The organism is Enterococcus sp. BSD2780061688st2 D3, assembly GCF_005844145.1.
Taxonomy (GTDB): domain Bacteria; phylum Bacillota; class Bacilli; order Lactobacillales; family Enterococcaceae; genus Enterococcus_B; species Enterococcus_B durans.
Window position 1 is genome coordinate 164733 of record NZ_SPHN01000005.1, and the last position, 19206, is coordinate 183938.

Annotated in this window: 19 protein-coding genes; 2 read left to right on the forward strand and 17 right to left on the reverse strand. The window is 40.5% G+C overall.

Features of this window, described 5'->3' with window-relative positions; genetic code table 11:
• Positions 1–13 precede the first annotated feature (13 nt).
• From FGQ66_RS06165 to FGQ66_RS06240, 16 genes are all read right to left on the reverse strand, one after another.
• On the reverse strand, positions 14–655 hold the full coding sequence (locus FGQ66_RS06165) for a YfbR-like 5'-deoxynucleotidase (protein WP_005879659.1): 642 nt from the start codon (positions 653–655) through the stop codon (positions 14–16).
• An 803-nt stretch (positions 656–1458) separates the two neighbouring features.
• Entirely contained in the window at positions 1459–2094 is a 636-nt protein-coding gene (pyrE, locus tag FGQ66_RS06170) for an orotate phosphoribosyltransferase (protein WP_138302023.1), read from the reverse strand.
• Between the two features lies 1 nt (position 2095).
• Positions 2096–2806 (reverse strand): orotidine-5'-phosphate decarboxylase, encoded by a 711-nt coding sequence (pyrF, locus tag FGQ66_RS06175; RefSeq protein WP_138302024.1) that lies wholly within the window; start codon positions 2804–2806, stop codon positions 2096–2098.
• Complete coding sequence (locus FGQ66_RS06180; protein WP_095443852.1) at positions 2803–3735, reverse strand: dihydroorotate dehydrogenase; 933 nt, start codon at positions 3733–3735, stop codon at positions 2803–2805. Before FGQ66_RS06180 ends, pyrF begins: the two co-directional genes overlap by 4 nt.
• Positions 3732–4508, reverse strand: coding sequence for a dihydroorotate dehydrogenase electron transfer subunit (locus tag FGQ66_RS06185; RefSeq protein WP_104660398.1), 777 nt, complete (start codon positions 4506–4508; stop codon positions 3732–3734). Before FGQ66_RS06185 ends, FGQ66_RS06180 begins: the two co-directional genes overlap by 4 nt.
• A gap of 122 nt (positions 4509–4630) precedes the next feature.
• Entirely contained in the window at positions 4631–7816 is a 3186-nt protein-coding gene (carB, locus tag FGQ66_RS06190) for a carbamoyl-phosphate synthase large subunit (RefSeq protein ID WP_138302026.1), read from the reverse strand.
• 2 nt (positions 7817–7818) lie between these two features.
• Positions 7819–8895 (reverse strand): carbamoyl phosphate synthase small subunit, encoded by a 1077-nt coding sequence (locus FGQ66_RS06195; protein WP_138302027.1) that lies wholly within the window; start codon positions 8893–8895, stop codon positions 7819–7821.
• Between the two features lie 4 nt (positions 8896–8899).
• Complete coding sequence (gene pyrC, locus FGQ66_RS06200) at positions 8900–10180, reverse strand: dihydroorotase (protein WP_138302028.1); 1281 nt, start codon at positions 10178–10180, stop codon at positions 8900–8902.
• Positions 10181–10198: 18 nt separating this feature from the next.
• The gene (locus FGQ66_RS06205; protein ID WP_005879675.1) at positions 10199–11125 is read right to left on the reverse strand and encodes an aspartate carbamoyltransferase catalytic subunit; all 927 of its coding nucleotides are present in this window, start codon (positions 11123–11125) and stop codon (positions 10199–10201) included.
• A 12-nt stretch (positions 11126–11137) separates the two neighbouring features.
• The gene (locus FGQ66_RS06210) at positions 11138–12421 is read right to left on the reverse strand and encodes a solute carrier family 23 protein (protein ID WP_016176697.1); all 1284 of its coding nucleotides are present in this window, start codon (positions 12419–12421) and stop codon (positions 11138–11140) included.
• Between the two features lie 11 nt (positions 12422–12432).
• Entirely contained in the window at positions 12433–12972 is a 540-nt protein-coding gene (pyrR, locus tag FGQ66_RS06215; protein ID WP_005879678.1) for a bifunctional pyr operon transcriptional regulator/uracil phosphoribosyltransferase PyrR, read from the reverse strand.
• A 241-nt stretch (positions 12973–13213) separates the two neighbouring features.
• Complete coding sequence (locus tag FGQ66_RS06220; protein WP_081133528.1) at positions 13214–14125, reverse strand: RluA family pseudouridine synthase; 912 nt, start codon at positions 14123–14125, stop codon at positions 13214–13216.
• Positions 14122–14586, reverse strand: coding sequence for a signal peptidase II (gene lspA / locus FGQ66_RS06225; RefSeq protein ID WP_005879682.1), 465 nt, complete (start codon positions 14584–14586; stop codon positions 14122–14124). Before lspA ends, FGQ66_RS06220 begins: the two co-directional genes overlap by 4 nt.
• Positions 14587–14590: 4 nt before the next feature.
• Positions 14591–15289 carry a CBS domain-containing protein gene (locus tag FGQ66_RS06230; RefSeq protein ID WP_138302029.1) on the reverse strand — a complete coding sequence of 233 codons (699 nt, stop codon included), beginning with the start codon at positions 15287–15289 and terminating at the stop codon, positions 14591–14593.
• Between the two features lies 1 nt (position 15290).
• The gene (locus tag FGQ66_RS06235; protein WP_138302030.1) at positions 15291–15662 is read right to left on the reverse strand and encodes a hypothetical protein; all 372 of its coding nucleotides are present in this window, start codon (positions 15660–15662) and stop codon (positions 15291–15293) included.
• Positions 15663–15963: 301 nt separating this feature from the next.
• The gene (locus tag FGQ66_RS06240) at positions 15964–17634 is read right to left on the reverse strand and encodes a formate--tetrahydrofolate ligase (RefSeq protein ID WP_138302031.1); all 1671 of its coding nucleotides are present in this window, start codon (positions 17632–17634) and stop codon (positions 15964–15966) included.
• A gap of 175 nt (positions 17635–17809) precedes the next feature.
• Between FGQ66_RS06240 and FGQ66_RS06250 the strand changes: the two genes are divergently transcribed.
• Positions 17810–18022, forward strand: coding sequence for a cold-shock protein (locus tag FGQ66_RS06250; protein WP_005879125.1), 213 nt, complete (start codon positions 17810–17812; stop codon positions 18020–18022).
• Positions 18023–18146: 124 nt separating this feature from the next.
• On the opposite strand, the gene FGQ66_RS06255 is transcribed toward FGQ66_RS06250, so the two are convergent.
• Complete coding sequence (locus FGQ66_RS06255; protein ID WP_113845539.1) at positions 18147–18584, reverse strand: EbsA family protein; 438 nt, start codon at positions 18582–18584, stop codon at positions 18147–18149.
• A 77-nt stretch (positions 18585–18661) separates the two neighbouring features.
• Here FGQ66_RS06255 and FGQ66_RS06260 point away from each other — a divergent pair, with 77 nt between their 5' ends.
• On the forward strand, positions 18662–19096 hold the full coding sequence (locus FGQ66_RS06260; protein WP_005879122.1) for a ribonuclease HI family protein: 435 nt from the start codon (positions 18662–18664) through the stop codon (positions 19094–19096).
• The last annotated feature ends 110 nt before the right edge of the window (positions 19097–19206 follow it).

The following is a 19206-nucleotide window of genomic DNA, read 5'->3' on the forward strand; positions in this document are numbered from 1 at the left end:
TTTCTTTTTCGTTTTATTTGTTGGTTTTCTTGACAATGGTCGAAACTGTTGCTAAAAAATCTTCTTTTCCATAGAATTCTTGGTTCAGTAATTCTGGGAAGATCTCATTGAAGAAATACTTTACAGAAGGACGATGCTCGAATGACTTGATCGTCGTGACCGCTTCGATAAACATTTCTTTATAGACTTTTTCCGGATTGTTTTTGATGATTTCTTCAAAAGATTCATACAATAAATCGACTTTATCAGAAATTGCTAGTAACTCTCCCTCAACCGTGTTATCTTTTCCTTCAAAAAGACGTTTACGATACGTTTCCTGAAATTCTTCTGGAATTTCCTGATTAATAAACTCGTCCGTCATTTTCTCTTCTACCGTTTGCAACATCCCCCGCAACTCTTTACTTGCATATTTTACTGGAGTTTTGATGTCACCAATGAAGCGCTCGGTATAATCATGGTTCAGTGCCTTTTCATAGAGAAGTTTCCAGTCGATCTTTTGACCATTTACTTCTTCGATATCCCCTAAAACTTGAGCAATCGAAGCCACTCGATACGAGTGTGCCGCTACCGTATGCTCGGTGAATTTAAAGAAACCAGGAGCCCGAGTGATTTTTTCTAAGTTGTTCAATCCCAAAATAAATTCATTCAATCCCATAAATAGACCTCCCATAATGGAATACTTTTTGCGATAATCCTACCATTAAATAACTAAAATTTGCAAATAACACGTTTTATTTCCATTGATTTTTTTATAATTTTAACAAAATCATCCCCAATTTATATAAAAAAATAGAAACCAGAAGAAAGCATTCTAGTCTCTACCACTCGTATATCGTATTTTCAAATAACACTACCCAAAAACAGTTGCTGACTTGGAAACATTCAAAACAACATAGCTCTAAAACTTTTTTTGTTCACGATTTATAAAACTCCTTGTTTTGGAAGCATTCAAAACAACATAGCTCTAAAACTCGCTGATAATTCATGATCTGCAGCAATTTGTTTTGGAAGCATTCAAAACAACATAGCTCTAAAACTGCATACCTACAAAATCTGAATAGAGAATGGTTTTGGAAGCATTCAAAACAACATAGCTTAGCTCTAAAACTGCATACCTACAAAATCTGAATAGAGAATGGTTTTGGAAGCATTCAAAACAACATAGCTCTAAAACAGCTGTCAAAGTGTCTGACTTCACCTCTGAGTTTTGGAAGCATTCAAAACAACATAGCTCTAAAACAATGAGTTTGAGGGTAAACCTGAACATCATGTTTTGGAAGCATTCAAAACAACATAGCTCTAAAACCTCGTAGAAAAATTTTTTCTACGTGATTTATCACTGAGCTACTCGTCCATAGCAAAACTTTCGTCTTGAATACTTCTTTATTTGTTGTTTATTCAACACTAGTATACCATTTTATTTCTGATGCTAAAATATTTTTTACAGATGTTAAGCAATCAGTTTTTCTTCCAGTTTTCAGGATCTTGTTTCCATTCCTTCAATAGGTTTAATTCTGTTTCATCAATGTATTTTTCTTCTAGTGCTGCTTCGATCAGCACTGAATAATTCGTAAGGGTCAATAATGGCATTTCCGCATTAGTAAAGTTTGCTTTTCCTTTTGGTAATTCATATATGAAGATAGCAGCCACACCTAAGACATTCGCCCCTTCACGTTTAGCGGCTTCTGCTGCTTCTAGTACACTTCCGCCAGTTGAAATCAGATCTTCGATCACGACCATTTTTTGCCCTTCAAAAATACGTCCTTCGATTTGGTTTCCTTTACCATGATCTTTCGGTTTGCTTCTGATATAAACCATCGGCAAATCTAAAATTTCAGCTACCCATGCTGCATGTGGGATGCCTGCAGTAGCTGTTCCTGCAATGACTTCAACATCTGGATATGCTTCTTTGATTTTGTCTGCTAACCCTTGTGCAATTTCTTTTCTAACTTTTGGATAGCTCATCGTGATCCGATTGTCACAGTAAATTGGACTTTTGATACCGCTTGCCCAAGTAAAAGGTTCACTAGGGCTCAAAAAAACAGCTTCGATTTCTAATAAATCTTTTGCGATCTTAGTTTCAATTGACTTCATATTAATGGCTCCATTCTTCTTTAATTGATTGATACGCTTGATATGGATCTTGCGCCAATGTGATTGGACGACCAACGACAATGAACGTAGAACCGATTTCATGTGCTTTAGCCGGTGTCACAATTCTTGTTTGATCTCCTGCAACTGTTCCTTCTGGACGTATCCCTGGGGTTAGACAGATAAATGATGGGTCAGTTTTTTCTTTGATGGATTTCACTTCCCATGCGGATGAAACTACTCCGTCAAGACCAGCTTGTTTGGCACATCGGGCATAATGGATGACACTTTCTTCAAGAGGAACATCGATCAATTGGTCATGGTGCATTTCTTCTTCACTTGTTGAAGTTAATTGCGTGATTGCCAACAACAGCGGGCGTTTTTTATCTTCTGGTGTACCTGCTTCTAATCCTCTTAGAGCAGCCTCCATCATTCGGATGCCACCAGCTGCATGGACACAAGTCACGTCCACACCTAATTTAGCTAGGCCTGTCATAGCTTTTTCAACAGTATTCGGAATATCATGGAGTTTCAAATCTAAAAAGACATCGTGTCCAGCGTCTTTTAACCAACGAACAATGATTGGCCCTTCTTGGTAGAATAATTCCATGCCGATTTTTACAAATAATTTCTCATCTTCTGGGAATAATTGCAGAAACTCTTCTACTTCTTGCCAAGTTGAAAAGTCTAACGCGATAATTGGTCGTTGATTCATTGATTTCGTTCCTCTCTTACTTCCTTGATTAATTGCTCTAATGATTCGATACCAAGTTCTGCCATTCGGACTGGCAACCCTTCAATCAGTTTAGGACAGATGTAGGGATCGGTAAAGTTAGCCGTTCCAACAGCAACAGCACTTGCACCTGCCATGAACATCTCTAACACATCGTCAACAGTTTGGACACCACCCATTCCAATAATCGGTAGTTTTGAAACGGACGCCACCTGATTGATCAAGCGAATGGCCACAGGTTTGATTGCTGGACCTGACAGTCCCCCTGTTTGATTTGCTAAAATTGGTTTTCTGGTTTTTAGATCGATCCGCATGCCAAGTAGTGTATTGATCATGGTGAAACCATCGGCTCCGCCACTTTCGATTGCTTGAGCGATGGGCACGATATCTGTCACATTAGGCGAAAGTTTCACGTACACTGGAACTTTTGCTACTTTTTTGACCGCTTGTGTCAATTGAAAAGCAACTTCTGGGTCAGTACCAAAAGCGATACCTCCATGTTTGACATTCGGGCAGGAAATATTCAATTCAATAGCTTTCACATTCGGTGCGTCACCGATTTTTGCACAAACTTCTACATAATCTTCTTCACATGCCCCTGCAACATTCGCAATGATCGGCAATTCCTGGTAATGAGCTAATTCAGGTAATAATTCTTTCATCACAACATCTAGTCCAGGATTTTGTAAGCCGATCGCGTTCAGCATACCAGAAGGTGTTTCTGCTACTCTCGGCGTAGGATTGCCAAATCTTGCCTTAGGTGTCGTTGCTTTGACCATGATCGATCCTAGTTGATTCAAATCATAATATTTTCCATATTCTTTTCCGAAACCAAAGCATCCACTGGCTGGCATGATCGGATTTTTCAAATCTAGCCCTGGAAGTTTTACTGCTAAAGGATTTCCACTCATAAAATGACCTCCCCAACTTTGAAGATAGGTCCTTCATCACAGACCTTCACACTTTTCGTTCCTGTCTCATCATCTGGCTTATGGCACACACATGCGTAGCAAGCACCGACACCGCAAGCCATCCTAGATTCTAATGACAGCTGGACATTGGGATGATCTGAATAAAGTTGTTCGACGGTCTTCAATAGTCCATTTGCGCCACAAGCAAACACTGCTTTAGGCATTTTGCTTGTACTCAACAATAAATTTCCGACATTGCCGTGGATTCCGTAGGTACCGTCATCTGTTGCAATGCGAGTTTCTCCTAATTCATTGAATTCTTCTTCATAATATAATACGTCTTTTGAGGCGAATCCTAGAAAATGAATTGGAATGATCCCCTTTTCTTTTAATTGCTTTGATAACTCATAGAGAGGAGGCACACCAATCCCACCGCCAACGATGAAAACTTCATCTTCTGGTTCTAATCCTGACAAGTCAAACCCATTGCCTAAAGGACCTAACACATCGAGTGTATCGCCCATTTTCAATTCTGAGAAGATTTTTGTCCCTTCTCCTTCGATTCGATAGATAATCCGACAAGTTTTATTTTCATGATCAATCTGGTTGATACTGATTGGTCGCCTTAGTAGCAAATCAGCACGAGGCACTCGAATATGCAGAAACTGCCCTGGAGAATTCATTTCATTGACTAATTCTCCTTTTAACGTGAGTTCATAAATGCGTGGTGCCAGTTGTCTTTGATTGATAACCTTCATTAATTCTTGTTTCATATCTACTCTCCTCATTTGAGACGTTCCAGTGTGTGTCCTGCCTAAGTATCAACTAAGAAGAGACTCTTCTCAATTGATACTTTTGTACATGACTATTCACATTTTCATTATCTCGTTTCTTTTTAGATCGCTTTTGTTGAAAATGCTCGTGATTCCATTACTCGAATGATTGCATCTGCAGTATCTAATGAAGTAAATAACGGAGTTCCATGTTCAACAGCCTCTCGGCGAATGATAAAGCCATCTTTTGAAGCATTTCCTCTGTCTTTGTCAATGGTATTGACTACGACTTGCGCTTTTCCTTCACGGATCAAATCGACAACATTTTTTTCATGGACATGCTCAGAAATTTTAGCAACCTTCGTAACGATCAACCCATGTGATTCGAAAAAGGCAGCTGTATTTTTCGTTGCTAACAAGCTGTAGCCGATTTCTGAAAAGCGTTTGGCTAATTCTAATGCTTCTTCTTTGGTTTCATCCGCAATCGTGAACAAAACGGAGCCATAATCTGGTAACCGAAGTCCTGATGCCTCAAAAGCTTTATACAATGCCTTATCGAGATTTTGGTCTGATCCCATGACTTCCCCAGTCGATTTCATTTCAGGCCCTAAATACGTATCTACTTTATGAAGTTTAGTGAATGAAAAGACTGGTGCTTTTACGTGGACATTCTCAGTTTCAGGATACAAGCCAGTTTCAAAGCCTAAGTCTTTTAGTTTCTGCCCTAAGATTGCTTTTGTTGCGATCTGTGCCATCGGAATACCTGTAACTTTACTTAAAAATGGTACAGTACGACTTGCACGAGGATTCACTTCGATCACATAAACTTTATTATCATGGATGACAAATTGGATATTCATCATGCCAATGCAGTTCAACCCTCGCGCTAGGCGGATCGTATAGTCTTCGATCGTCTTCTGGATTTCAGCGGATAGTGCTTGTGGCGGATAAACAGCCATCGAGTCACCGGAATGGACACCTGCACGTTCGATATGTTCCATGATTCCTGGGATCAGTACTGTTTCTCCATCACAGATGGCATCTACTTCACATTCACTACCAAGCAAATAACGATCGATCAGTACAGGATGTTCTGGGGAAGCTTTGACTGCATGTTCCATGTAGTCTTCAAGATCGTGTTGATTTTCAACGATTTCCATTGCACGTCCGCCTAAAACATAGCTTGGTCTGACTAATACTGGGTAACCGATAGTTGAAGCAATTGCGACAGCTTCTGCTTTACTTGTCGCTGTATCTCCTAGCGGTTGTGGAACATCCAGTTGCTTCAATGCCTGTTCGAAAAGATCACGATTTTCTGCACGATCCAAATCTTCGATCGTTGTCCCTAAAATTTTCACACCAGCTTTAACAAGCGGTTCTGCTAAGTTGATCGCAGTCTGACCACCGAATTGGACGATCACACCCATCGGCTGTTCAAGATCAATAACGTTCATGACGTCTTCAAAAGTCAATGGTTCAAAGTACAATTTGTCAGAGATAGAAAAATCAGTCGATACGGTCTCTGGATTACTGTTCATGATGATTGCTTCATATCCAGCTTGTTGGATTGCTTTGACAGAATGGACAGTCGCATAATCAAACTCCACTCCTTGGCCAATTCTGATTGGTCCTGACCCTAAAACTAGGACTGATTCTTTCTCGGAGCGGATACTCTCGTTTTCATATTCATATGTGCTATAGAAATAAGGCGTTTGTGACTCAAATTCAGCGGCACAAGTATCCACCATTTTATAAACGGGCAGGATATTTTGCTCAGTTCGCATTTGTCTGATCTCTTTTGCGGTAGTTTTCCACAAATCCGCGATCTTTTGATCCGTAAATCCATTTTGTTTCACAAACGTTAGTAGCTCATGATCATTCGATTGTGCTGCTAGTTGGTTTTCTAATTCGACGATGTGAAGGAGTTTATCTAAAAAGAATAAATCGATTTTTGTTAATTCCGCAATTTCTTCGATCGGGAAACCTCGACGGATTGCTTCTGCTACGTAGAAGAGGCGATCATCTTGTGCTCTGACCATTTTTTTGATCAATAGATCATCTTCGACATCCTTTAACTCTGGCAATTCAATATGATAAGTCCCGATTTCTAGAGAACGAACAGCTTTCAAAAGGGATTCCTCGATGTTTCTCCCGATTGCCATTACTTCGCCAGTTGCCTTCATCTGGGTCCCTAGCACTCGTTCGCCATTTTCAAACTTATCGAAAGGCCAACGTGGGATTTTTGCTACAACATAGTCGAGTGCAGGTTCAAATTCAGCATAGGTCGTACCTGTTACCGGATTTTTCATCTCATCAAGCGTCAGCCCTAAAGCAATTTTAGCTGCCAATTTTGCAATCGGATAGCCGGTTGCTTTACTTGCTAATGCAGAAGACCGTGAAACACGAGGATTCACTTCAATCACATAGTAGTTGAAACTGTTTGGATCTAAAGCTAACTGCACATTACAGCCACCTTCGATTTTCAACGCTCGGATAATTGAAAGCGAAGCATCACGCAACATTTGGTATTCATGATCAGATAATGTTTGGCTTGGTGCAAAAACGATCGAATCGCCTGTATGGATACCAACAGGATCAAAGTTCTCCATGTTACAAACAACGATTGCATTATCAGCTGAATCTCGCATTACTTCATACTCGATTTCTTTGAATCCAGCGATACTCCGTTCGATCAAACATTGTGTCACAGGGGATAAACTCAGGCCGTTTTCAGCGATTACACGTAGCTCTTCTTCATTTTCGCACATGCCACCGCCCGTTCCACCTAATGTGAAGGCAGGTCGGACGATGATTGGGTAGCCGATTTTATTGGCAAAATCAACAGCTTCTTCTACTGTTGTCACGATTTCAGATTCGGGGATTGGTTGATTCAATTCTTCCATCAACTGTTTGAATAAATCTCGATCTTCCGCCTGATCGATTGCGGATAATTTTGTACCTAAAAGTTCAATATCTAACTCATCTAAAATACCAGATTCAGCTAGTTCCATTGCCATATTCAAGCCTGTTTGGCCTCCTAATGTCGGCAACAATGCATCAGGGCGTTCTTTTCTTAAGATTCTCGACACGAATTCTAAAGTGATCGGTTCGATATACACTTGATCAGCAATTTCTTTATCTGTCATGATCGTCGCTGGATTAGAGTTGACCAAGACGACTTCATATCCTTCTTCTTTCAAGGCTAGACAAGCTTGTGTTCCCGCATAATCAAACTCAGCGGCTTGTCCGATGATGATTGGTCCTGAACCGATCACCATGATTTTTTTGATATCTGTCCGTTTTGGCATTCTTATTGCTCCCTTCCTGCATCCATCATTTCCATGAATTCGTCGAATAAATGTAAGGCATCATGTGGCCCAGGTGCAGCATCTGGGTGGAATTGAACACTGAATGCTGGATAATTTCGGTGTCTGATTCCTTCTACTGTTCCGTCATTCACTTCAACATGGGTCACCATCAATCGTTTTGGGTCCACCGTTTTCTCATCCACTGCATATCCGTGATTCTGTGAGGTAAAATCGATCCGTCCAGTAGCGATTTCTCGCACTGGATGGTTCAATCCGCGATGGCCAAACTTCATTTTATACGTGTCTGCTCCATTTGCTAATGCAAAGAGTTGATGCCCAAGACAGATGCCAAAAATCGGGATTTTTCCTTGGATACCTCGGATCATCTCAATTGCTTCTGGTACGTCTTTAGGATCACCAGGACCATTCGTCAACATGACTCCATCAGGCGCTAAGGATAAAATCGTTTTTGCATCCGTATTATAAGGAAGGACAGTCAAATTACAGTTACGTTTACTTAGTTCTCTTAAAATGCTGTGTTTCAAACCAAAATCGATCACCACGACATTTCGTCCTGTTCCGGGACTTGGGTAAGGTTTATTCGTTGATACTTGTTGTACTTGATTGGTAGCAAGCACAGTTGCCTTCAATTGATCAAACGCATGCTCAAATGAATCACCTGCATCAACGATACTTGCTTTCATCGTTCCCACTTCACGGATTTTTCTCGTCAGCGCTCTCGTATCGATCCCAGAAATCCCTGGGATACCTTTACGTTTTAAAAATTCATCTAGCGTCATTTGGCTGCGCCAGTTTGAAGCAACTCGTGCATGTTCTTTCACTACTACACCTTTACAAGTTGGAGAAATGGATTCGTAATCATCGCGATTGACGCCATAATTCCCCACCATCGGATAAGTAAAAGTGATGATTTGTCCATTGAAACTTTGGTCAGTGATCGTTTCTTGATAGCCTGTCATGCTAGTCGTAAAAACGACTTCGCCAAAGACATTGTTTTTTGCGCCAAATGCTTTTCCTTTAAATACCGTACCGTCTTCCAAAATCAGTAATCTTTCCATGCGGTTATTCCCCCTTTTGCCAAGCAAGTTTTCCGTCAACAAACGTCAATAACGTTTCTCCCTTGACCTTCCACCCAACAAAAGGTGTGTTTTCCCCTTTGGAAAGGAAATCTTTTTTATCGATCTCGCTAAGGTGTTCGATAGCGAAAACGGCTAAATCAGCAGGCGCCCCGATCGTTAATGTGCCAGCATTCAATTGGAAGATCTCAGCTGGTTTCACAGCTAGCCAATTGATGACTTGTTCCAGTGTGAAGCGTTTGGTTTCAACGAAATGTGTATAAATCAATTGAAAAGCTGTTTCGCTTCCCACGATACCGAATGGTGATTCTAAGAAACTCTTACTTTTTTCTTCTAATCCATGTGGTGCATGGTCAGTGGCAATGCAATCGATCGTTCCATCGAGTAGCCCTTCGATCAAGGCTTCACGGTCTTCTTTTCCACGTAAAGGCGGGTTCATTTTCCAAAAGCCAAAATCTTCCGGTATATCTTCATCGATCAGGATCAAATGGTGCGGTGAAACTTCCGCAGTTACGTGAATTCCTGCTTTTTTGGCATCACGAATTACCCGCACACTTTCTTTTGTGGAGACGTGACAGACATGATAATGAACGCCAGTCGCTTCCGCCAACAAGAGATCGCGTGCGATTTGTGAAGATTCAGTTACACTTAAAATACCCGGCAAGCCCAATTCTTCTGCTTTCTTGCCTGCATGCATCACACCGCCAAACAATAATGATTCATCTTCGGTATGTGCGACTAATGCTTTCTTGTTTTTTGCTGCTTCTTTCATTGCAAGATACATCGTTCCTGCTGTCTGGACACCCACTCCATCATTCGTAAAAGCAAACGCCCCTTCAGCAATCAGTGCTTCTTGATCTACTAATACTTCACTGCGAAGGTTTTCGGTGATGGGCGCATATTGTAACACTTTCACCACCGCATTTTGTTTGATCAGATCATAGACATTTTTTAATTTTTCTGCTGTATCAGGTGCTGGATTCAGATTAGGCATTGCACATACAGTCGTGAAACCGCCTCTAGCAGCTGCTTTCGAACCGGCTTCGATCGTCTCCTTGTATGTAAATCCCGGTTCTCTCAAGTGGACATGGACGTCTACTAAACCAGGGGTGATCAATTGCCCTTTTGCATCATACACTTCATCAAATTCAGTCTCGGAAAAACCAGTTCCTATCGCTTTGATTTTTCCATCTTCGATCCAAATTTCTGCAGGTGTTGTTTCGTTGTTTCTAGTATTGATTTGACCGTTTTTAATGAGTGTTTTCATGTTTTCTTCCTCCTAGCTTTACGCTTTTCCGTTTAATACCGCTTCTAAAATCGCCATTCTGACAAACACACCGTTACTCATTTGCTGAACGATTCGTGATTGTAACCCTTCAACTAGTGAATCTGCCAATTCCACATCCCGGTTGACTGGCGCTGGGTGCATGATAATTGCATGTTTTTGTAATTTTTTTGCTCGTTCAATCGTCAATCCGTATTCCTGATGGTAAGCTTCCTTCGAAAAGCTTTCTTTTCCATCATGACGTTCATGCTGAACGCGGAGCATCATCATTACATCAACTGTATCTAATAATTCATCTAGTGGAACGTAATGCCCATAAACTTCAAATTCTTCATCGTACCATTCTCTAGGGCCTGAGAAAAAGACTTGAGCACCTAGTCGTTTAAGCATCTGCATATTTGATTTTGCTACACGAGAGTGGGTGATATCCCCTACGATTGCTACTTTCAATCCATCGAAATGGCCAAATTCTTCATAAATCGTCATCAAATCAAGAAGGCATTGTGTCGGATGCTGACCACTTCCGTCGCCGCCATTTATAATCGAGCATTGGATCGTTTTGCTTTGGATCAGTTCGTCATAATAATTTTCATCTCCATGTCGGATGACCGCAACATCGACCCCTAAAGCTGACATCGTCAACACTGTGTCGTACAAGGTTTCACCTTTTTGTACAGAACTCGTGCTTGCTTCAAACTCGATGACCTCTAGACCCAATTTCTTTTCTGCAACATCGAAACTCTTGTGGGTTCTTGTACTATTCTCAAAAAATAGGTTCGTTGCAAAATATTGTGATTTTTGCGGTGTCCAGTTTGCTCCTTGTTTAAATTCTTGCCCACGACGGATCAGTCCCATTACTTCCTGGTCCGTTAAAGCTTCCACTGTCAATAGATGTTTTAAACTAATGCGTTCTGATTTGATGATCACGATGATTCCTCCTTAGTTTTCTTCGCTACGTGAAGTTTCTGGTAAGATAAGATTTAAGATGATACCAAGTACAGTTGCTAAAGCCATTGCTGATAAAGTGAACGTGCCAACCTCGAAGACTAAGCCTCCGATACCGACAACCAAGATCACTGAGGCAATCAATAGATTTTTCTTTTTGTCAAAATCAACTTTATTTTCAATCAAGATCTTCATCCCGCTTGCAGCGATGACACCGAACAAGATGAAGCTGATTCCTGAGATAACTGGTCCAGGGATACTTAGGATCAAAGCACTTAGTTTCCCAACAAACCCTAAGATAACTGCGAAGACTGCAGCACCGCCGATTACAAAGACACTGTGTACACGAGTGATTGCCAAGACACCGATATTTTCACCGTAACTTGTTACTGGAGGTCCACCGACAAATGCAGCAACGATCTGTGCCAGACCATCTCCCATTAATGTTTTGTGTAAGCCTGGATCTTCGAAAAAGTTCCGTTTTGTTAGTTTGTTCAAGACCATCAAGTGACCGATATGCTCTGTCATCGTGACAAATGCGATAGGTGCCATCGTTGTGATTGCTCCTAGATAAAGTTTCGGTTCATATTGGACAAATGGTATTTCGAAGTTCGGTAAAGCAAACCATGCAGCATCAACGATTGGTTTCGTGTCGACGATACCGAATAATAAAGCAACGATATATCCGCAAATGATTCCTAGTAAGATCGGGATAAGTCCGAGAAAACCTTTTAACCACATATTGAAGAAAATCGTTAGTGCCAATGTGATCAATGCGACCGCGATATATTTAAAATCGTATTTTCCTTGATTGTACATTGCGTTCGTTGCCGCATTAGCCGCAAGACCTAATCCAATAACCATGATAACTGGGCCAACTACGATAGGCGGCAGGATTTTATCCAACCAAGATGAGCCGATTTTTTTAATGATAAAAGCGACGATCAGATAAACAAGTCCTGTAGTGACCGCCCCTTGAGCAATCGCCGGATACCCATCGGTTTTCATCAAAAGCTGCATCGCTGCGATGAAGGCAAAGCTACTTCCCAAGTAAGCTGGGATTTTTCCTTTTGTTGTCACAAGGTAAACCAACGTTCCTAATCCTGAACTCACCAAGGCGATCCCTGGGTCGATACCGACTAAGATCGGTACAAGTACGGTTGCTCCAAACATGGTGAAAAGATGCTGTAAACTCAATCCTACCCAGTGGCCTACAGTTGGGCGGTCGTGGATATCTAATACTACGTTATCGTTATGGAATTCTTTTTTCTCTGACATACTGTTCTCCCCTATTCTTCCTCTTTCAAGATCATGATTCGATCTTGCCCATCTAGCTCTTGCATCTCCACAAGAATTTCTTCGACTTTAGATGTGGGAATGTTTTTCCCCACGTAATCGGCACGGATCGGTAATTCTCTGTGTCCTCGGTCAACAAGAACCGCCAGAGAGATCTTTCTTGGACGTCCGAAGTCCATCACTGCATCCATCGCTGCTCGGATCGTTCGTCCTGTGTATAAAACATCATCAATCAAAATGACTTCTTTTCCTTCTAATGAAACAGGGATATCAGAAGAGTGTAGTTCCGGTTCATCTGGTGTTTCTTTTTTATCGTCGCGATAAAGTGTGATGTCCAATTCTCCCACTGGTACCTCGATACCTTCCAATTGTTTCAAGCGTTCAGCGATCCTTGAAGCAATGTATATCCCTCTCGTTTTGATACCCACAAGAACGACATCATCGATACTGTGGTTTCTTTCAATAATTTCATAAGTGATTCGTGTCAGTGCACGTTTCATCGTTACTTGATCAACAACTTCTTTTGCTTGCATGTGGTCCCCTCCATTTTTTACACAAAAAAACTCCTGCCCTAAGAGGACAGGAGGAATGTTTTAGACTGAGCGTATACTTTGGGTACACTTATAGTTATACTCTGCTAGAGAGCAACGTTCGATATGGCGCACCATATGTCGCTTTGCTCACACCCTTCTTAGCCTCACGGGACTAAACTTAAAGGAAATCATATTTAGTTTTTTTATGCTTTCGTTGTTAAATACTATACCGTTAACTTATTTAAAAAGCAATATCTTTTCTCAATTTTTCTAAAGTTTTTTCAAAAACTTCTGGAAGCGGTGCTTCAAATACCATCTGTTGTCCAGTGACGGGATGTTCAAATCCTAATAATCTCGCATGAAGGAATTGTCCATGTCCCTTTAATGTCTTCTTTGGTCCGTAAGTCGGGTCACCTGCTAAAGGATAGCCGATATATTTCATGTGTACACGGATTTGATGTGTGCGACCGGTTTCTAATTGTAACTCAACCAATGTATAATCGGCAAAGCGTTCCAATACTTGAAAATGTGTCACTGCTGGTTTTCCATCTTCACGGATTGCTTGCATCTTTCGATCGACTTTTGAACGTCCGATCGGAGCATTGATCGTTCCTTTTTCATGTGGGATCACACCATGGACAAGTGCCACATACTTTCTCAAGGAAGTCTTGTCTTTCAGCTGTTTGGCTAAAGATTCATGGGCTTGATCATTTTTCGCGACCATCAATAAACCTGAAGTATCTTTGTCGATTCGATGGACGATCCCTGGACGGATCACGCCATTGATCGATGAAAGATCTTTGACATGATACATCAGCGCATTCACCATTGTTCCATGTGTATGCCCAGCAGATGGATGAACGACCATACCTTGTGGCTTGTTGACCACTGCGACAGCTTCATCTTCATAGACGATCTCCAACGGAATATCCTCCGCAATAATATCTAGAGTTTCTGGCTCTGGGATCAGTACCACTATTTCATCAGCTGGTTTTACTTTATAGTTTGCTTTCACTGGTTGCCCGTTGACGGACACTGCTCCTTCTTTCAACCAGAGCTGTATTTGAGAACGGCTATGGTCAGGGAACAATCCTGTGAGTACTTTATCGATCCGGCCAGTTTCCTGGTGGATCGTTGCTTTTAATTCGGTCATTTTTTCTTTTGGTCCTTTTCATCTAAAATAGTATAAATCAAAATACAGATCACTCCACAAACAAGTGTCACATCTGCTACGTTAAAAATAGGGAAGTTTATAAAATCAGTCTGGAACATGTCTACAACATATCCCAGTCGCATACGGTCGATGAAATTACCGATCGCCCCTGCTAAAATCAAACTTAATCCGATCATAAACCAACGATTGCCAGTTTTACGGTTTTTGACCATCAATGTGATGACTACAACTACCGCAATGATCGTTATCAAAGCGAAAAACCACATTTTGCCTTCTAACAAACTCCATGCGGCTCCTGTATTACGAATATGGTTCAATGATAAAATATTAGGAATCAACGATCTTGTTTCTCCCAATGCTAAATCATGGACGATCCACCATTTCACCCACTGATCAAGTCCGATCAACAAGCCACTGATAATAAAATAAATAGCTAACAAAAAATCAATCCTTTTCTACTTGATGATAAATATCTCTTGGTCTGATGATCCCTAATAAATTGCCATTAGGATTACCATCTTTGGTAATCAATATTGCTTCCAATGTACCTTGCTCACGAAACATCTCTTCGACTTCAAAAATATAAGTACTCGCTGAGACAAAGCGATAATTCGTATACTTACCATCTTTAAAAATCAAGTCGGCAGCTTTTTTCCGTGTAAGATCGATCGTTCCTTTTTGACTTTCTTTCGCTAGCCAAAAACCGATCACCCGTAAAGTGATCAACGCTTCAAATTTCCCTTTATTATAAAGAGGAAATTGGGAATAACGTTTTCTCGCAATCGTTCCTAGCAACTCTGACAACGGGAGATCCCGTTCGAAACCAGTCACATGTTTTGAAAATCGAGGCAATACGGTCTCTGGTTGGAGCAACTCTCCTTCGATCTGCTGTATCTTATTGACCGCCCAGTCATTAGGCTCAGCAATCACAAAATCTACTGCGATACGATCATGAACGATGGCGTTCCTTAACTGTGCCAGTTGTAGTAAATCTTCTTCGTACTTCTTGATCACCGCATTTTTTCTCTGCGCCAATCTTCGTACCAACTCAGTGAACCCCATATTCCGAGCATTGCCCATTGCATCTCTCATCCATTTTTCGATGCGATTGAAACTACTTAAAAAAATGTCAGAGTTTGCCATTTCATTCCTCCTTGATTATATACGCTTGGTTTTTGATATAAAAAAAGAAAGCCAGCATGACTAAGATCACTACTAAACTGTAACTGAACTGTTGCACGTACACAGCACTTAACCCACTAGCTAAAAATAAAAAGGGGTAGGATTGTAGTAATAGGAGATTCATCTTTACCACATAGCTAGCAGCCGGATGTGTAATCGTATAAATAGGACTTTTTAACCAAAAAAAAGTGATTTGCATCGTAAATGGTGCTGTTACGTCGAGAGTGATCGACTGATTATTACTGATACTTTTCGTCTTCTTGCCATTGATCCACAAAACAAGCGGGCTGCCCATTCCATAAAAACCAGTTTTTCTCGTCAGTTTGATCTCCATCATGCACCCTCCTATTCTGTTTTAGTATACCTTAAAATACACCAACAAGAAAGAGTCAGGCAGTTGCCCACTGAATTTTTTCCTTGATCCCATTGCAAACAAAGGATCGGAAAGTCACAGAACTTCCCGATTATTTACTCCGCTTCTTCATTCACAGATCTACTCATAATAAAAAGCCAAATGATCTCGAAAACACTCTTTTTCGGATCATTTGGCCTATTTATTCGTGTGGTTCTCTTTGAACATAAATGTTTAGAAATTACTTTGCCCATAGAGGATGTAGGCTTCTACCTAAATTACGTTAAAATAATCCAATAACTTCGCCATCATTTGTAACATCCATGTTCAAAGCTGCTGGTTTTTTCGGAAGCCCTGGCATCGTCATAACATCGCCAGTTAGTGCGACAATAAATCCAGCCCCTAGTTTTGGAACAAATTCGCGAATCGTTAATGTAAATTCTTCTGGCGCACCCAACAAAGTAGGATCATCAGAAAATGAATACTGTGTTTTTGCCATACAGATCGGCAATTTGTCCCAGCCATTTTTAGCAAACTCTGCAATTTGTTTTTCTGCTTTATTGCTGAGAGTGACCCCTTTACCACCGTAGATTTTCTTGACGATAGCAGCTGTTTTCTCTGCAATCGTGTCTTCTACGTGATACAGTGGGCGGTAATTGGCAGGTTGACTATCGATCAAGCGCACCACTGCTTTAGCAAGTTCAATACCACCGTCTGCACCATTTTCCCAGACACTTGTCCGTTTTGCTAGCACACCTTGATCTTCACATAGCTCTTCTAATAGTGCCAGTTCAGCTTCTGTGTCTGAAACAAACTCATTGATGGCTACGATAACAGGAATACCATAGCTTTCCATATTACGGATATGGCGTTTTAGATTACTAAAACCTGATTTCAAGGCTGGAAGATCTTCTGTCTTTAGTTGATCTTTCTGTAACCCACCATGCATTTTCAATGCACGGACAGTTGCTACGATCACGATCGCATCGGGTGCTTTTTTCAAGTTGGGAACTTTGATATCTAAAAATTTCTCTCCACCTAGATCTGCACCAAATCCGGCTTCTGTGACTACATAGTCCCCTAATTTAAGTGCAGTATGTGTCGCTAAAATACTGTTGCAGCCATGGGCAATATTCGCAAATGGACCACCATGTATGAATGCAGGTGTGCCATAGATCGTTTGTACTAAATTCGGCTTGATTGCATCCTTCAATAAAAGTGCAAGTGCCCCTTCTGCTTTTAGATCCCCAGCAGTCACTGGCTGACGATCGAATGTATACCCAACCACGATTCGAGCCAGACGCAATTTTAGATCATCGATATCAGTAGCTAAACAGAGGATAGCCATGATTTCACTAGCCACAGTGATATCAAATCCATCTTCTCTTGGCACACCTTGAATCGGACCGCCTAGACCAACAATAACTTTTCGCAATTCACGATCGTTCAAATCAACGACACGTTTCCAGATAACTCTTCGTGCGTCGATATTCAACTCATTTCCTTGATGGATGTGATTATCCAAAATTGCAGATAACGCATTATTTGCCGAAGTGATCGCATGCATATCTCCAGTGAAGTGCAAATTGATATCTTCCATCGGTAACACTTGTGCATAGCCGCCACCAGCTGCGCCTCCTTTGATTCCCATAACTGGACCTAAAGATGGTTCTCGTAGCGCGATGACTGTTTTTTTATCGATTTTATTCAATGCATCACCTAGGCCAACTGTCACTGTCGACTTTCCTTCACCAGCAGGCGTTGGGTTGATCGAAGTCACTAAAATCAGCTGTCCGTCTGATTTCTGTTTTAGATCATTGATCGTGGAAAAATTGATTTTCGCTTTATACTTTCCGTATAATTCTAGATCATCCTCCTGGATACCAATTGTTTTTGCAACTTCAATAATCGGCTTTAATGTTGTTTCTTGCGAAATTTGTAAATCGCTCTTCATCAAAACACTCCTTTTTACGAACTATATTTCCAAAAAATAGATCATTTGTTAAGATAATAGTAATTATACCTGTTTTTAATTTAAAAAAAAATAGCTTTTTTAATTTATTTGACGTACCTATAAATACTCTTTATAATATAGTCTATGATCAGACTTTAGAAAGGTCGTGAGTGCTTTGACCACAGGAATCGTGAAATGGTTTGACAATAAAAAAGGATACGGATTTATCAGTTATGATGAGACAGAAGAAATATTCGTCCATTTTACTGCAATCGAAGAAGAAGGTTTCAAATCACTTGAGGAAAATCAACCTGTTGAATTTGAAGTGATTGAAGGAAATCGTGGTACACAAGCGGCCCATGTAAAGAAACAAGTAATTGATAACTGAATATACTGAAACGGCTATGTATAAACATAGCCGTTTTTTTAGTCTTTATTCAAGCTCGCAGCTGCTGTAGTTTATCTAAATAGTCAAATCTTTTGAACAGCTGAAAGATCCCTGTTTTTCTCAGTTATTTCTCCGAACTAAATCCTCTTGTTGCCGCTTTATTTTCTAGTTGCTCTTGTTGTTCATTGTCTTTGAAAAATGACACAAATGAAGCCTGAGCTTTTTTTTGCATTAGATAAAAGGAAGGTTCTGTCTTTCCTACGTACTTGATTTTAACTCCTCGCTTCTCTGGAATGACCTTGTCGATTTCTTGTACGGTGATCACACGATCTTTCCAAAATGCAGCATACCTGATCTTTATCGAATGAGAGTTCAAAACAAACGCACGTCTTAGACCAAGAAATAGGAAAATTAAAAATAGCCCCAAGACTAAATTACTTTTCCAATACGGTCTAGTATTCTCAAGAGATAAGATCAAACTGAAAAATAAAATAATCAAGGTCAATGACCAATAAATGATCGTCTGCGCCCATTCAGGCTGCCAGCGAATTATTTTTTTCATCCTTCAACCTCGCATCAATTAGTAATGGTATAATTATAGCATAACACTATTTTTATAAAAAGGAGTGTGTTTCCCTTATGATAAAAGTATATATGGATGCTTCGACAAAAGGCAACCCCGGCCCTAGTGGCGGTGGGATACTGATTGTCCACGAAAACCGACAAGAGCAGCTTAAGGTCCCTCTTTCAGAAGGCTCAAACCATCAAGCTGAGTTTGAAGTCTTTTTAAAAACTTTAACAATTCTAAAGGAAAAAGGTCTCACAAAAGAAACCATCTTGTGTTATTCAGACAGTAAAGTGTTAGTTTCAACAATCGATAAAGATCATACATCCAATCAAAATTTTATCTCGTACTTCCAAGCCATCCAGACACTTCTCTCAGAATTCACATTATTGATACTTCAGTGGATACCTGAAAGTAAAAATAAAGGAGCCGACCATTTAGCCCGACAAGCCTTACAAGCACTGTTGGACAAAGAGGCTGGGACAGAAGTGTTTAACTCCGAGAAATAAGAAGAAATTCACGAAAATTGCTTTTCAAATTTTTGTGAATTTCGGCTTATTTAAGAAGGAGTTGCTTCTGCTCCCACCGTTTATTCGTTTTTAAAGAGTGGGACAAAAGT

Coding starts and splice junctions, on each gene's coding strand:
- FGQ66_RS06165 (WP_005879659.1), bottom strand. CDS start 655: ATGGGATTGAATGAATTTATTTTGGGATTGAACAACTTAGAAAAAATC.
- pyrE (WP_138302023.1), bottom strand. CDS start 2,094: ATGAAGTCAATTGAAACTAAGATCGCAAAAGATTTATTAGAAATCGAA.
- pyrF (WP_138302024.1), bottom strand. CDS start 2,806: ATGAATCAACGACCAATTATCGCGTTAGACTTTTCAACTTGGCAAGAA.
- FGQ66_RS06180 (WP_095443852.1), bottom strand. CDS start 3,735: ATGAGTGGAAATCCTTTAGCAGTAAAACTTCCAGGGCTAGATTTGAAA.
- FGQ66_RS06185 (WP_104660398.1), bottom strand. CDS start 4,508: ATGAAACAAGAATTAATGAAGGTTATCAATCAAAGACAACTGGCACCA.
- carB (WP_138302026.1), bottom strand. CDS start 7,816: ATGCCAAAACGGACAGATATCAAAAAAATCATGGTGATCGGTTCAGGA.
- FGQ66_RS06195 (WP_138302027.1), bottom strand. CDS start 8,895: ATGGAAAGATTACTGATTTTGGAAGACGGTACGGTATTTAAAGGAAAA.
- pyrC (WP_138302028.1), bottom strand. CDS start 10,180: ATGAAAACACTCATTAAAAACGGTCAAATCAATACTAGAAACAACGAA.
- FGQ66_RS06210 (WP_016176697.1), bottom strand. CDS start 12,421: ATGTCAGAGAAAAAAGAATTCCATAACGATAACGTAGTATTAGATATC.
- pyrR (WP_005879678.1), bottom strand. CDS start 12,972: ATGCAAGCAAAAGAAGTTGTTGATCAAGTAACGATGAAACGTGCACTG.
- FGQ66_RS06220 (WP_081133528.1), bottom strand. CDS start 14,125: ATGACCGAATTAAAAGCAACGATCCACCAGGAAACTGGCCGGATCGAT.
- FGQ66_RS06230 (WP_138302029.1), bottom strand. CDS start 15,289: ATGGCAAACTCTGACATTTTTTTAAGTAGTTTCAATCGCATCGAAAAA.
- FGQ66_RS06235 (WP_138302030.1), bottom strand. CDS start 15,662: ATGGAGATCAAACTGACGAGAAAAACTGGTTTTTATGGAATGGGCAGC.
- FGQ66_RS06240 (WP_138302031.1), bottom strand. CDS start 17,634: ATGAAGAGCGATTTACAAATTTCGCAAGAAACAACATTAAAGCCGATT.
- FGQ66_RS06255 (WP_113845539.1), bottom strand. CDS start 18,584: ATGAAAAAAATAATTCGCTGGCAGCCTGAATGGGCGCAGACGATCATT.
- FGQ66_RS06260 (WP_005879122.1), top strand. CDS start 18,662: ATGATAAAAGTATATATGGATGCTTCGACAAAAGGCAACCCCGGCCCT.